Source organism: Pseudoxanthomonas sp. YR558 (genome assembly GCF_900116385.1).
GTDB lineage: Bacteria > Pseudomonadota > Gammaproteobacteria > Xanthomonadales > Xanthomonadaceae > Pseudoxanthomonas_A.
In genome coordinates this window covers 1,863,873-1,877,619 of record NZ_FPCI01000001.1, presented here as the reverse complement: position 1 = coordinate 1,877,619, position 13,747 = coordinate 1,863,873, and the positions used below count along the sequence as shown (strand labels likewise).

At 60.0% G+C, this 13,747-nt stretch carries 16 protein-coding genes; 8 read left to right on the top strand and 8 right to left on the bottom strand.

Annotated features, from left to right (window positions below; translation table 11 throughout):
- Nucleotides 1-386: 386 nt before the first annotated feature.
- Nucleotides 387-629 (bottom strand): hypothetical protein, encoded by a 243-nt coding sequence (locus BM365_RS17800; protein WP_139227372.1) that lies wholly within the window; start codon nt 627-629, stop codon nt 387-389.
- 613 nt (nt 630-1,242) lie between these two features.
- On the opposite strand from BM365_RS17800, the gene BM365_RS08835 reads away from it, so the two are divergent.
- Entirely contained in the window at nt 1,243-1,695 is a 453-nt protein-coding gene (locus BM365_RS08835) for a fasciclin domain-containing protein (protein ID WP_233210909.1), read from the top strand.
- A 492-nt stretch (nt 1,696-2,187) separates the two neighbouring features.
- Here the strand turns inward: BM365_RS08835 and BM365_RS08825 are convergent, their stop codons facing one another.
- Together BM365_RS08825 and BM365_RS08820 are read right to left on the bottom strand one after the other, a co-directional pair.
- Entirely contained in the window at nt 2,188-2,520 is a 333-nt protein-coding gene (locus tag BM365_RS08825) for a YkgJ family cysteine cluster protein (protein ID WP_093488386.1), read from the bottom strand.
- Between the two features lie 513 nt (nt 2,521-3,033).
- Entirely contained in the window at nt 3,034-3,984 is a 951-nt protein-coding gene (locus BM365_RS08820; RefSeq protein ID WP_093488384.1) for an alkene reductase, read from the bottom strand.
- 173 nt (nt 3,985-4,157) lie between these two features.
- Between BM365_RS08820 and BM365_RS08815 the strand changes: the two genes are divergently transcribed.
- From BM365_RS08815 to BM365_RS08795, 4 genes are all read left to right on the top strand, one after another.
- Complete coding sequence (locus BM365_RS08815) at nt 4,158-4,739, top strand: TetR/AcrR family transcriptional regulator (protein ID WP_093488382.1); 582 nt, start codon at nt 4,158-4,160, stop codon at nt 4,737-4,739.
- A 271-nt stretch (nt 4,740-5,010) separates the two neighbouring features.
- Complete coding sequence (locus BM365_RS08810; RefSeq protein WP_093488380.1) at nt 5,011-5,385, top strand: CSS-motif domain-containing protein; 375 nt, start codon at nt 5,011-5,013, stop codon at nt 5,383-5,385.
- A gap of 385 nt (nt 5,386-5,770) precedes the next feature.
- Nucleotides 5,771-6,940: a two-component system sensor histidine kinase NtrB gene (locus BM365_RS08800; RefSeq protein ID WP_093489619.1), complete on the top strand. Its 1,170-nt coding sequence runs from the start codon at nt 5,771-5,773 to the stop codon at nt 6,938-6,940.
- On the top strand, nt 6,861-7,286 hold the full coding sequence (locus BM365_RS08795; RefSeq protein WP_093488376.1) for a response regulator: 426 nt from the start codon (nt 6,861-6,863) through the stop codon (nt 7,284-7,286). The genes BM365_RS08800 and BM365_RS08795 overlap by 80 nt, the downstream gene beginning before the upstream one ends.
- A gap of 30 nt (nt 7,287-7,316) precedes the next feature.
- Here the strand turns inward: BM365_RS08795 and BM365_RS08790 are convergent, their stop codons facing one another.
- Complete coding sequence (locus BM365_RS08790) at nt 7,317-8,135, bottom strand: transglutaminase family protein (RefSeq protein ID WP_093488374.1); 819 nt, start codon at nt 8,133-8,135, stop codon at nt 7,317-7,319.
- Nucleotides 8,136-8,702: 567 nt separating this feature from the next.
- On the opposite strand from BM365_RS08790, the gene BM365_RS08785 reads away from it, so the two are divergent.
- Both BM365_RS08785 and BM365_RS17795 read left to right on the top strand, forming a co-directional pair.
- Entirely contained in the window at nt 8,703-9,179 is a 477-nt protein-coding gene (locus tag BM365_RS08785; RefSeq protein ID WP_093488372.1) for an Hsp20/alpha crystallin family protein, read from the top strand.
- 57 nt (nt 9,180-9,236) lie between these two features.
- On the top strand, nt 9,237-9,509 hold the full coding sequence (locus tag BM365_RS17795) for a hypothetical protein (protein WP_139227368.1): 273 nt from the start codon (nt 9,237-9,239) through the stop codon (nt 9,507-9,509).
- A gap of 182 nt (nt 9,510-9,691) precedes the next feature.
- Here the strand turns inward: BM365_RS17795 and dmeF are convergent, their stop codons facing one another.
- Nucleotides 9,692-10,636 (bottom strand): CDF family Co(II)/Ni(II) efflux transporter DmeF, encoded by a 945-nt coding sequence (gene dmeF / locus BM365_RS08780; protein WP_093488370.1) that lies wholly within the window; start codon nt 10,634-10,636, stop codon nt 9,692-9,694.
- A 50-nt stretch (nt 10,637-10,686) separates the two neighbouring features.
- Between dmeF and BM365_RS08775 the strand changes: the two genes are divergently transcribed.
- Nucleotides 10,687-10,959 (top strand): metal/formaldehyde-sensitive transcriptional repressor, encoded by a 273-nt coding sequence (locus BM365_RS08775; RefSeq protein WP_093488368.1) that lies wholly within the window; start codon nt 10,687-10,689, stop codon nt 10,957-10,959.
- Between the two features lie 83 nt (nt 10,960-11,042).
- Here the strand turns inward: BM365_RS08775 and BM365_RS08770 are convergent, their stop codons facing one another.
- The 3 genes from BM365_RS08770 to BM365_RS08760 all read right to left on the bottom strand — a co-directional run bounded on the left by BM365_RS08770 (nt 11,043) and on the right by BM365_RS08760 (nt 13,653).
- Nucleotides 11,043-11,474 (bottom strand): tyrosine-type recombinase/integrase, encoded by a 432-nt coding sequence (locus BM365_RS08770; protein ID WP_233210944.1) that lies wholly within the window; start codon nt 11,472-11,474, stop codon nt 11,043-11,045.
- 339 nt (nt 11,475-11,813) lie between these two features.
- The gene (locus BM365_RS08765) at nt 11,814-12,824 is read right to left on the bottom strand and encodes an NADP-dependent oxidoreductase (RefSeq protein ID WP_093488366.1); all 1,011 of its coding nucleotides are present in this window, start codon (nt 12,822-12,824) and stop codon (nt 11,814-11,816) included.
- A gap of 37 nt (nt 12,825-12,861) precedes the next feature.
- Entirely contained in the window at nt 12,862-13,653 is a 792-nt protein-coding gene (locus BM365_RS08760) for an oxidoreductase (protein ID WP_233210910.1), read from the bottom strand.
- Nucleotides 13,654-13,747 lie beyond the last annotated feature (94 nt).

Sequence of the window (13,747 nt, the reverse complement as noted above, 5' to 3'; positions counted from 1 at the left end):
GACGCCCACACCGACATGAGACCGATGGCTCCCCCAAGTAGCAGCGGCTACCGTCCTAAGTTCTATGCGTCCATTGAGATCAGCGTAAAGAAGTAGCCGTCCGCATCCAGCATCGCGCGTAGCTTCTGCTCGGCTGGGATACGATTGAAGGCATATCCTGCCCACAAGCCGTAACAGGGGCGAACCCCGTAGCCGGGATTGTTCTGTGTCCTGCGGCTGACGCTAACGTCTGGCGAGTCGCAGGCCGTAGCCCATATCGACCTCAGTGCGAGCGGGCCAATTGACTGGCCAAGGCCAAGACGAAGAACGAAGACCTGCCTTCTTTCGCTCTGAGCCTTCGTTCGATAGGCGCGTAGTGGCATTGGTCTTGATCGCTTATATGACGGCTAATAGAGCATGCCCGGCCAAAGAGAATGGTGTGTCGATGCATGCCATTGCTCCGCGCGGGAAAGGGCTTCTGGCTTCGTAAGGTCGGCCTTGGCGAAGAAGAACCAGCAAGCGTCTCCACTATGATGCTTCTGCTCATGAACAAGACGAAATGAATTCAATCGCGAATCCATTTCCGGATCGAGGCGACCTTCGATGCACTCAACTCTTTGCAGGGAGATAATCAACGAAATGCTATCCATGGCTGCGATGCAGTGCGCGCGAGGTGACAAGCGCTAATCCACGTCGTGTGCTCGGTCCTATGCGACGAGGCGCATGGGATCTCCCAGACCAGAAAGACGCTTCCTCTTGGATACGCCGATCGAGTGGTCCCGCGACGCATTGAGCAAGATTTGACTGGGCGATTACGAAAGAGGGTTCGATCTCGTCCTCCAGGACGGGCCAACCCTCGTTCTCAGCACACTGCAGCGCACGCTCCCTCAGCGCATGAGTGATGTTCTGAAATGGAGATTCGGTCGAAACGACGCGATGTCGTTTGATAGTCATGGGAGCTCCGGCACATTGTGCGAGCCGGCACACTGCGGGCGCGAAAACTAACCAAGCATCGGAATTTCGCGTTGCATGACGCTACCACGTTTCTTGAGGCGGCAGCGCTTTATATTCCTGGCAGCGTCACGCCAGACTAACAACCAAAGGCGCACGGTGCGGAGGTTGCGGTGCAATACCGTATCGGCTGCTCAGCCGCGCTCCACCCCCTCCTACTCTCCGCATTGAGCTCGCGCCTGGCATTTCGCCCGGCCACGGCTTTGGCCGTCCGCTTGACCCTGATACGGGTCCACTTCGTAGGAAATTCCCATGGAAATGCAACAGAAAGAAGGCCTCGTCCAGCAGAACCTGTTGGGTACGCTGAAAACCAACAAATCCTTCTCGACCCTCATCAATGCCGTCGACAAGGCAGGCCTTACGGCCTCCCTGGCAGGTGACGAGCAGTTCACGCTCTTCGCCCCCACCGACGAAGCGTTCTCTGGCCTGCCGGCAGGCGCGCTCGACCGGTTGCTCGAGCCTGCCAACAAGGATGAGTTGGCTTCGGTGATCAACTATCACTTGGTGAGTGGCCGCAAGACGACGACCGATGTCGGGAAGTGGCAATCGGCCCGTACGGTGCAAGGCCAGGCTGCGCCGATCAAAGTCACTGAGGGCAAGCTCAGCATCGGCGTCGCTCACGTCACGCTTCCGGACATCCTTGCCAAGAATGGCGTGATCCATGGCATCGACAAGGTCAACCTTCCGGAATCCAAACCTAACTAGAGGGTGGATGAAAAGGACTGCTAGCGGCGGGAAGAAGTTCTCGCCGCATCTTCCCTCCCGCCGCTTAGAGTAATATGAACCTAGAAGCTAACCGCCACGTATCAGCTTCGATCGGCGGTATTGCGGATCGTGCACAGGCTGCGACAGCCCTGATGGACAAGATTGCCTATCAGTTAAGACCCGCAAGCAAGACGACCATGTCGCCTTGTGCGAGATGCTGCCGGCCGAGCCCGGGTGGCCAACCCTGTGCGAAGTGCCTGACCGATGAACTGGGCAGTCTAATCAAGAATTATGGTGCTGCAGCTCGCTGGCTGGAATCAACCAAGCAGGCGACCCAGGATGCGGGAACAGTACTTCGCTATGCCAGCCTTACCGGTGATGACTGATCGAGGCAGCACATGATGATGGGGCGGGCGAAACTGTTCGCGGCTCTTTGCGTTGCACGTGATGCATGTTGGCTGCTGATCCGTGAGAACGTGCCATCCATCTTCGTCACGAGTAAAGCGTCAGAGGGATGCCGCGGGAAGTGCTATCGAAATACTCTGTTCGCACCGCGAGGCAATAGGGTCCGGACATTCTGAAACGGCGGCAGACGTCGGGTCGGGTCTCGTAGATCGTGCAGCGCATGCGACTTGCATCAATCGCGACGCACCAGCCCTCTGCGTCGCGTGCCATCACCGTCAAGCCAGCTGATGTGTGCCCGGTGAGATGCGAGGGAATGCCGTCTTCCGGCAGCAAGACGACGGTCAGGCGGCAACATACAGCATCGCATCGCGCACATAACGGCTTTGCTTGGTCGCCGCTCTCCTGAGCGTCGGGCCCCATTATTTGGCGCCCCAGCCATGCTGTCTTGCAATGCTGACAATAGCCTCATCAGCGGCTTCACGAGTGGGATGACGCTTCTGAGTAATTAGGTGGATGGTGCAGGGTGCTGTCGGGCTTCTAAAGCTGGCCCTGGCTTCCACATAGAGACCATTCTCGGTCTTGCGCTCAGCAAAATAGATGCGAAGCAACACTCCCGCTTCGGAGGCTTCTCTAGGTTCCATGTTTGGCGCTCGTGGGCGCCGAGAATGTGCGCGCTATCGTTGTACGCCCTTCTAAGGCTCGCAACAAGGCCTTTGACTCCTGGGAGGGCTTAATGACTCGCCATTCAGCTGTGCTAGCACTGCATTAGCGCTGAGCGACGTTGAAACTGTGGCTTGCAAGAGAAACGCCCATGCCTCCAAGCATCACCGAACAAGGTCTGCTAACGCGGGACTCTGGGTTCTCAGGTGTTACCAGTTAATGCGGACCAGGATCTTCCCTGTGCGGCGTTGGCGCCTCCGATGCAAGATCGGTTTAGCACCGGCGTCTGTCGTCTGACTGCTTCCGAACCGAAGCGGACCTCCCCAAAAGCAGGTCATAACCGTTGTTGGCCAGATAGGTGCGCGAGAAACGGCGGCGCAGGCCATCGAAATCGAACGGCGCCACCTCGCGTGGGCCACCCGTGGCGCCTTCCACCACGTGCAGGTAGACGACGCCAAGCGCATCGAGTTGTTCGACGATGTAGTCGTACTGCGGCTGCGGATCGCTGCAGTAAATGGCGCCTGCCGGCGATACCGGCGAGATCCGCACGCCGGTGCGGTCGGCGCCGATCTGCTCGACCACGGCGGCGGTGACGTCCAGCAACAGGCGCGCGCGATTCTCGATGGAGCCGCCGTAGGCGTCGGTCCGCTGGTTGGCGCCGTCCTTGATGAACTGTTCCAGCAGATACCCGTTGGCGCCGTGGATCTCCACGCCGTCGAAGCCGGCCGCGATCGCGTTGGCGGCGGCCTGGCGGAAGTCGTCGAGGATGCCTGGCAGTTCGTCGATATCGAGCGCACGCGGCTCGGAAACATCGGCAAAGCCGTTGTTGACGAAGGTCTTGGTCTGCGCGCGGATGGCCGAAGGAGCGACGGGTGCCGCACCGCCGAGCAGATCGACGTGGGAGACGCGGCCGACGTGCCAGAGCTGCGCGAAGATGCGCCCGCCCCGGGCATGTACGGCATCGGTGACCTGGCGCCAGCCATCGATCTGGTCCTGCGTGTAGAGGCCGGGGGTGTCCTGGTACCCCTGGGCCAGGGCCGAGATCTGGGTGGCCTCGGTGATGATCAGTCCGGCCGAGGCGCGCTGTGCGTAGTACGTGGCGGCAAACACGCCGGGCACCAGACCAGCGCCGGCGCGGTTGCGCGTCAAAGGCGCCATCACGATCCGGTTGGCGAGGGTCAGCGGACCCAGTAGGTAGGGTTGGAACAGCGTGGTGTCGGTCATGTCGTGCCTTGGATGGGAGGATCGCCTACCGGAGCGCGTCCATGTCCGGCCTCTGTTGAGAGGCCACAATGATGATGATCATCATCATTGATGTCAATGGTTTGATTATGAACATCATCTATCAGTGATATAGTGCAGCCCTTCCGCAGCTGTAACGGTCAGAGAGACGGGTTATGAAGGTCACCAAGGCACAGGCCCAGGCGAATCGGGCGCACATCGTCGAAACCGCATCCACCCTTTTCAGGACGCGGGGCTACGACGGCGTGGGCGTCGCCGACCTGATGGCGGCCGCGGGCTTTACCCATGGCGGCTTCTACAAGCACTTCGGTTCCAAGACCGACCTGATGGCGGAAGCAGCGGCGTGCGGCCTGGCGAGTTCCGCAGACGCTGCGATGAGCAGCGATCCGGCCGACTTCTTGAGTTACTACATTTCCCGGGAGCACCGGGACAATCCGGGCGAGGGCTGCACCATGGCCGCGCTCTGTGCGGATGCGGCGCGTCAGCCCGAGTCGGTGAAGGCGGCGTTTGCGGCGGGCATCGAGCGCCAGTTGTCAGCGCCATCGCGCACAGCGCACACTCCGGATGATGGCGAGAACGACGAAGCGCGCATTCGCCGGATCATTCTGATGGCCCAAGCCGTAGGCGCAGTCGTGTTGTCGAGATCCTGTCCGGACGACTCGCTTCTCGCGGACGAAATACTGGATGTGTGCAGGACGCACATCTTGGCGCGTCTTTCCAAAGAACAGCCAGCCTAAGGCTTCAGGGTCTTCGTGAAGCGGCAAGAACGCTGCGGTGTGCGTGTTCCGAATAATGTCCGCTTCTGGCCGACAGACGTCATCAGAGCGGCAAGTCCCTCATGGGAAGTGCCGTACGCACCATCTATGGTAGTCCGGACCATTCGGAGGGCTTGGCGGGAATCTACGCCGACTCCCTAGCCCTCGTTGCCGCGCCAATACCCCTGCTCCTTGGAGCTAATGTGACGCGGGCCCTATAGTCATCCCTGCGGCGGGGAACCGCGGGGACCATGTGTTCGAGCGACGTATCGAATGGAGGACATGGATAGCGGTCTTCACCGTTGTCCTTGCGCCGCTCGCGCTGTCGCTCTACTTGGTCAACGAACTGGCTGTAGGGCGCCAGATGGACCTGGTGGTAGCCCGTGCCAATGAGGTACTCCTCCGCACTGAGTTCATGGGCGACCAGATGGAGGTGGCTTTCGACCAGATCGACAGACTTGGGAATCAGGATCCTTGCGGTCCTGATGCTATCGCCGCCATGAAGGAACTGGACCTTTCATCCAGCTACATTCAGGCGCTCGGCCATGTCAGCGGTAATCAGTTGGTTTGCTCGTCCTTGGCGGAAACTGGCGAGGTCATCGACCTCGGCCCCCCCGACTTGCTGTAGCCGACGGGAATACTACTCCGCCAGAACGTCCTGATCGGCGCCAAGACGTTCGTCGTTGCCCATCGAGGCGGCAACGCCGCGATCCTCCAAGGAACTGCCGCTGGATGTTGCGGTGACCCAGACTGATGTGGCGCTGGCAGTGGTGACGCACGCAGGCAAGGTGCTGGCCGCGCGGGGCGATATGGCGCCTGCGTGGTTAGCCTCTGCCAGGCATGGTGAGTCCACGAACTACGTCGATGCGGATCACGCCTTGCGTGCGACCGGGGCGGTCAGGTGCGCGGTTCGCCCCGCGTCGGTCGCGCGGTGGCAGTAGTGTGCGATGCACCACAGTGAAGCAGGCCTTCACAGCGATCTAATTAAGTTGACCTGCTTCGTCGAGGCTCCTATGACAGACTTCCACAAAGCGAGCAGCGATAGCGAAAGTCAAAGCTGGACGGACGAATCGAAGCAATTTCGCCTCCTCCTTAACAGCGTAACCGACTACGCCATCTATATGCTCGATCCCACCGGTCGCATCCGTACCTGGAACTACGGGGGTGAACGGGTCAAAGGCTACAGCCGGGACGAGGTCCTCGGCGCGCACTTTTCGCGGTTCTATGAACCTGGCGACGTTGATGCGGGTTTGCCACAGCGTGAGCTGGAGGCCGCACGCCAAAACGGGAGCTACTCCTCTGAAGGGTGGCGAGTGCGCAAGGACGGCAGCCGATTCTTCGCTAGCATCGCCATCGACCCGATCTGGTCGGACGGCGAACTGGTCGGATTTGCCAAGGTAACTCGTGACATCACTGAGCGCCTTGAGTCACAACGCCAGTTGGAAGAGGCCCAGGCGTCTTTGCTGCAGGCGCAAAAGCTTGAGGCAGTTGGCAAGTTGACGCTCGGCTTAGCCCACGATTTCAACAACCTGCTTGCTGTCGTCATCAACGCCTTGGATCTCATTGCCATCCGTGTAACGGACGATCCCCGGGTTTCACGCAATGTAGAAGCCGCGCTCCGCGCCGCGGAGCGGGGTGCACTTCTGACGCGGCAGCTTCTGACCTTCGGTCGAGGCCAGAATCTAGTTGCCGCGCCTCTTGACGTTAACCAGTCGATCCGAGAGCTCCAGGATCTGACGCGGCGCAGTTGTCCAGACAATATCGAACTGAGCTATGAGCTTGCGGCTGACCTGCCCCATGTGGAGGTAGACAAGCCGCAGTTCGAGGCGGCCGTACTTAACGCGGTCGTTAACAGTCGGGATGCCATGCCGGAGGGCGGGAAGATCACGGTCACAACCTGTCTACGCCGTTTAGCCGACCCTTCCGATTCAGCTGCATCCGAAAGGGATATGGTGTGCGTAAGCGTTGCGGACAACGGGACCGGCATCCCGTTGGATATCCAGGAACGCGTGTTTGAACCCTTCTTCACGACCAAAGGGATTGGCAAGGGCAGCGGCCTTGGGTTGAGCCAGATTTTTGGCTTCGCCAAGCAGTCCGGTGGCCATGCGTCCCTTAGCAGCACGCCTGGCCACGGAACGGTTGTCTATATCTACCTTCCGTTGTCGAGCGTGCACGATGCCTAGAGTCCTTCTTGTTGAAGATGAAGCAGACCTGCTCTCACTGGTGTCAGAGTCGCTGGATCTCCACGGCATGACGGTGATTCAGGCCACGTCAGGCAGCGAGGCATTCGATGCGCTGCGTGGCGGGGAGCCATTTGATGCTGTGATATCGGACATCGCAATGCCCGGCGAGCTGACAGGGATCGACGTGGCGCAGGAGGCAATTGATACGCAACCAGGCGTGCGCGTCATCCTCACCTCCGGTCACCCTTTATCCCACTTTCCTCCGATCCCCAAGAGCGCGCAGTTCCTGTCCAAGCCATATCGGGTGAGGCAATTGGTCGATCTCCTCCGCGCCCTCCCGCGATAAGTCCGCGCCCACACGGTGACCACTCAAGTTTTATCGACCGCCGTCCGGATGCGAAGATAAAACTTCGATAGTTTTCTCACCAACCCACACCTGCATTTCCACGGTCTGTAGCCAGCCCAAGTTGGTCAAGAAGGCCACGTCGGCAGCGTCGCGACCGTAGGCGACCACGATCCGCCCGCCAAGAAGCGCGGATTGTGTGGGGTCGAACGTATACCAACGACCGTCCAGGTAAGCCTCGAACCAAGCATGCATATCCATGGGCTCCAGCCCGTGCAGATAGCCCACCACCATTCGGGCGGGAATGCGTAGGCTTCTGCATAGTGTGATACCGACATGAGCGTAGTCGCGGCAGACACCTGCACCTGCCGCCATAGTGCCAAGTGCGTCCGTGCTAGCGTCGCTAACACCATACTGGTACACGATATTCGTGCGGATCCAATCGACAATGGCGCCGATCTGGCCATTGCGAGGGCCTGCGGCATTCACAATGGCCCGCGCTTGCTCGAACGCTCGATCACTGGGGCAGTAACGACTTGGCAGTAGATACTGCAGCGTGTGGTCGGGAAGGAGCGCCGCTGATGCGGGCGAGACCCACGGCGCGATGGCAAGATCGCGCTCAGTCTCGACTTCAAGCTCGACCCGAATCCGCATACGCCCACGCGGCACCACAAAGCGCTGGCACAGGTTTCCGAACACATCGATAAATTCTGTCGGCCGGACGTTAGGGTCGAATGTATAGGCTTCGCTGATCAGCCATTGAGCTTCCCCGCTACGCGGCCGAAGCATCGCGACCACCGAGCAGTCCTCGATGGATTCGACTACGAGTTCACAGCCGGCAAGAAGGCGCATGTTCTGTATGAGATGGGGGCTCGGTGCGAGAGCTCGACGCTGAAGCCGGACAGGTCTCGGCACGCGTGCAAGAAGGTGCCTACCCAGATGAGCTCTGTCGCATTCTTGTGGAAGACTGGACAGCGGAGCTGGTCGACCTCTCTTTGCCCAGGCTCGACGCCGACAGGATTGCGATAGCCGACAGTGACTCTATCATCGCGTTGCGACCCCCGCAGGAATGAAGGCTTGACTCTTCCGCGGAATCGATAGGCGTATGAGAGGCGGAGGGAGTGCAATCCCCGCCGCCCTTTCTGTTAATCGCGTCGCCACCGGGGCCTTGGTCAGTCTGTGAGCCCGCGCCCAGACGTGGGCACCGGCTTCTCTTTGCTTAAACCAGGCACCAGCCGCAATTCGACTTTTCTGCCTCCTAGGCAGCTGTGAGGCGCGCCAAACGTAGCTTTCGCATGCCTGAATAAATACTTAATATCCAGCTCGTAGCGTTTTTTCGATTCTTGAAAATTGTGGGGCCGATTCTATCTGCGGAATGGGCGGCGTATCGCCCTCAGACACTAATAGGAGACCCCTGCCATGAAGAATCTAGTTCGCTCTTCCCCATGGGCCGGCCAAGGTGTTGCGCATGACCCGATCAAGCAAGTGCTGGACCGCCTTTTCGAAGGAAACCTGTTCCAGAACGACTCGACGGATGAGTCCTCAGTGGTCACAAGCCAATGGGTGCCCCGTGTAGACATCAAGGAAGAAACTGATCGTTTCGTGCTCTTTGCCGATTTGCCCGGCGTCGATCCTCAGGAGATCGATGTGCAAATGGAAAAAGGCATGCTGACGATTAAAGGCGAGCGACGTAGCGAAGAGAGGCTGGAGACGGATAGCTTCTCGCGCATTGAGCGCCGCCACGGCAGCTTCTACCGCCGGTTCGCCTTGCCCGATAGCGCCGATCCCGATGGCATCACTGCCTCTGGTCACAATGGCGTGTTGCAGATCGTCATTCCCAAGCGTCCGGAAACCACGCCTCGGCGCATTCAGGTGGGCGCGGTATACAACTCGTGATGCCGACTTTCGTTGCCCGGGCTTGGCCCGGGCAACGCTCGTCGAGGAGGAATGGTCGTGGACAGAGAGAACGAAGAGGTCATTTGCGACCTGCAAGCACAGGTCTATGTGCTGCGTGTTGCCTTGCAGGCCTTGGCCCGCGCTCACGGAGATTCAAAGACACTGCTGGCGAGTTGGCGCGATGCATTGGAGATTGCCTCCTTAGGCCCGGTAGTACCTGCCTATGCCCGTCGCAGCGAATATCTTGCCGAGCGGTGCCAGGCATTTGCCGAGGATTGGACAGCAGAGTTGGCTGACTTGGCCGTGCCGCGACAAGGGACAACCAACTAGGTCCTCGTGACGCAGGGGATGCCGTGCCCCGTATGCAAGGTGCTCTCGAGCGCATAACCTAGAAGGATCTGGATTCTGCGGCGCGTGTCGAGACGGCATGGGAGTCTCCCGGTTAGGAGACTCGAAAGTGTCAGCAGGGTAGTCGGTTGGGCAGTCTGCAGCCGCCCCGGAGCGGATGTCGATCAGCCGGCTTGGCTCGGCCTGACCTCGATAGTCACGTGCACAATCTCGTCATGAATGGACAATGCCCGATGAAACTGTTCTGCGGGCACGGGCATCGAAGTCACGACCTCAGCCGCGCACGCGAACTTCCCCCGACCCACCTGCCAGACGTGCAGGTCGCTGATACGTGCCGGAATGTCGCCTTCCTCGATAGCCTCTCGAATCTCTTCGACAACCGGCGCATCCATTTGCGCGTCGACCAGGATGCGTCCGGAGTCGCGGATCAGCGCCCACGCCCACGTCGCGACCAGCACCGCACCGACCAGGCCCATCACCGGATCCAGCCATGCGGCGCCAAAGTACATACCACCCAACAGTGCCACGATCGCGAGGACCGAAGTGGCCGCGTCCGCCACGACGTGCAGGTAAGCGGAGCGTTGGTTGAGGTCATGGTGATGATCGTGGGCATCTTCGTGCCCATGGTGGTCGTGGTCATGATCGTGGGCGTGATGATCGCGGAGCCACCACGCGCACAGCAGGTTCACCGCCAGACCAACCGCTGCGATGGCTATTGCCTGCTCGTAGTGGATCTGGCTGGGTCGGAACAGGCGTTCAGTGGACTGGAAGGCCATCAGCAGCGCCACGCCCATAAGTAGGATCGCACTGGTGTAACCGCCGAGGATCTCGATCTTCCAAGTGCCGAACGAGAATCGCCGGTCTTTCGCATAACGGCGCGCGCAGGCATAGGCGAAGGCCGACAGGCCCAGCGCAAGCGCATGCGAACTCATGTGCCAACCGTCCGCCAGAACGGCCATCGAGTTGAACCACCATCCGCCGGAGATCTCCACGACCATCATCGCCAGCGTCAGCCACATGGCGCGGCGGGTATTCCGCTCGGCGAGCGGGTTCCCTTCGCTGAAGGTATGGGAATGGCGCCGGCTATCGGCAATAACATCGAGATTCATGGGCAATGCCGCTGGACAATATACCCCCATAGGGTATATATTCCTTCGCCATGGCGCACGTCAACCGCGAAAAAAAGAAGCTTCTGACCCGAGTCCGTCGCGTCGCAGGACAGGTCGCCGCCCTAGAGAGGGCGTTCGAATCGGATGCCGACTGCACCGACGTGCTGATCCAGATCGCTGCCGCGAAGGGAGCGATGCACGGGCTGATGATGGAGGTCCTGACGGGACACTTAGCCGAGCACGTCGTGGCTGAACCGTCTGCGTCAAAACGGGCGCAGGAAGCCACTACGATCATTGAGCTTCTGAAGGGTTACACGAAGTAGGCCCAGTCGTAGGCCGGGCGTATCTGCCCCGAATGTCCGCTTTGGGTCGAAAGCGGCCGTTCGAAGGCCGCTTTCGGGATGGGCTATGCCTCGGTCTGCTCTGCTAGCGAGAGGGCATCATCCACCTCGACCCCAAGGTAGCGGACGGTGCTCTCAATCTTGCTGTGTCCCAGCAGCAGCTGGACGGCACGTAGATTCTTGGTCCGTTGATAGATTAGTGACGCCTTGGTGCGACGCATGGAATGCGTCCCGTAGTTCACGGGGTCCAGATCGATACTCAGCACCCAAGCCTTCACCAAGCGGGCATACTGGCGAGTAGAAAGGTGGGAAGAACCTCTCTGTCTTCCGGGAAACAGGTGGTCGTCGAGCTCGAGCTTCTGACTATCGATCCATGCGACCAACGCATCTCTGGTCTGCGGCGTGATCTCGAACTGGACAGGACGCTTCGTCTTGCGTTGGATGACGCATCCTCTCGAGCCTATGTGCATGCCATGCGCGACGTCACGGACACGCAGCCCAACCAGATCGCATGCGCGCAGCTTGCTGTCGATCGCGAGATCGAAAAGCGCCAGCTACCTGCTGTCGCCCTTTAGCTGAAGCCTGACTCGAATCGACCAGATTTCCTTGAGCTTCAGGGGTGCCTTCTGTCCAACCAGCTTGCCTAGGTTCCAAGCAGGGCGTGCCGCTGAGCGGCCTGAACTTCGCTTCATAGCATTCTCCAATCCCGAGATGGAATGGAGAGCCTCAAGTTGCCTGCGTGTCGCCTCAGTTAAGAGATGCCGGACGGCCTGCCTGGCCGCTTCCGACCCAAAGCGGACAACCATCAAACGGCGCCATGAGGCCTGAGTGGAGTATCAGGCTGCGCTTACGGCCGGCATGGTAACAACGACCTTCCCCTTTGCTCGGCCCTGCTCCACGTATGCGATCGCGGCTGGCGTCTCGTCGAACCCGAACGTACGATCAAGGATTGGCCGCAATAATCCGGCGTCGTAGAGCGATGATAGTGTCTGCAATTGTCGACCATCGGCGCGCATGAAGAAGAATTCGTAGCGCACACCAAGCTTCTTGGCTTGTGATCGCACTTTGCGACTCAATAGCCACATGACTGGCTTCAGCAATGGCTGCCCAAGCTGGGCGGCGAATGCAGGATCCGGCGGACCCACAACACTGATGGCCAAGCCACCAGGCTTAAGAACCGTTAGTGATTTTGTGAGATTTTCGCCGCCCAGCGAGTCGAGCACCACGTCGTACCCGGACAGCAATTCGGCAAAATTCTGTGTCGTGTAATCGATGACTTCGTCGGCACCGAGGGCGCAAAGTTTCTCATCATCCTTCCCGCTCGCTGTGGTGGCCACGTACGCGCCGAGGTGCTTGGCAAGCTGGATGGCAGTCGAGCCGAGGCCACCAGCACCAGCATGGATGAGAACCTTTTGACCCGGCTTTATCCGCGCCAGCTCAGCCAGCGACTGCCAGGCTGCAAGCGCGACAAGCGGAACCGCTGCTACTTCTGCCATCGTGAGCGACCCGGGCTTGAGGGCAAGGTCGGCGCGATCAACGGCGATGTACTCTGCGAAAGTGCCGATACGCAGATCGCGGGGCCGAGCGTAAACCTCGTCGCCCACCTTGAAGTCCTGAACGTCCTTGCCCAGCGCGGTCACGACGCCTGCGAGATCGTGACCGAGTACGAACGGGGGCTTGTACTTGAGTAGCTGCTTGAAATCGCCGTTGCGCACCATCTTGTCCAGCGGGTTGATGCTGGCGGCACTGACGCGTACCAGCACATCACGCGGTCCAACGGAGGGCACCGGCACGTGGGCGGCGCGGACGCCGTCCTTCCCGTACTTCTCTACAACGAAGGCCTTCATGTTCGGCTCCGGACTCGTCCGCTTACGATGTGTTCCATTACGCCGCGAACCCATTGAACTTGCGCAGCATGCCGTCCACTAGTCTCTCCGGCATGAACCGACGCAGGGAACGCACCTGGTGCGACTGCTTGCCTGCGGGGTAGCGCAGCTTGGGCTTACGTGCGGTCGCGGCGTGCACCACGGCGTCCGCCACTACCTGCGGCGGGTCGCCTGCTTCCACCCATGTGCGCATCAAGCTTTCACTACGATTGCGCTCGGCGGCATAGACGGGTAGCGGTTGGTCGGCGCGTGTCAGGTTTTCTTCGAAGGACGTGCGCGTGACCCCGGGCTCGACCAGCAGGGCGCGGATGCCGAAGGCGCGGACTTCATGATCCAGCGATTCGGTGTAGCCCTCGATGGCGTGCTTGGTCGAGGCGTAGAACGCATTGAACGGCGACGGGATCAAGCCAAGGATCGAGCTCATATTGATGATCCGTCCGCTCTTTTGCTCACGCATGACCGGCAGCACGGCGTTGACGACACGAGTAACTCCGAAGACGTTGACGTCGAACAGGCGCTGAGCTTGTGCGATGGACGACTCCTCCACGCCACCGAGCAGGCCGATGCCCGCATTGTTGACCACTAAGTCGATCCGACCTGCCTGGGCCACGATTGCCTCGACCACCGCACGCACTGAGGCGTCATCGGTCACGTCGCAGACCAGCATGGTGACGCCCTGTTCGCTCTCGACCGGCCTTCGACTGGTGCCGAACACCCGAAATCCTGCCACCGATAGCGCCCGAGCCGTTGCCAGGCCGATCCCCGAGGAGGCACCGGTGACCAGGGCCACGCCATTGTGTTGTCTTGTCATGTCTTACGCCTTGGAGGTTGGGGGCACCCTCCTCTACATAGAGGGCGGGCGAACTCCGAGCAATAATGATGAT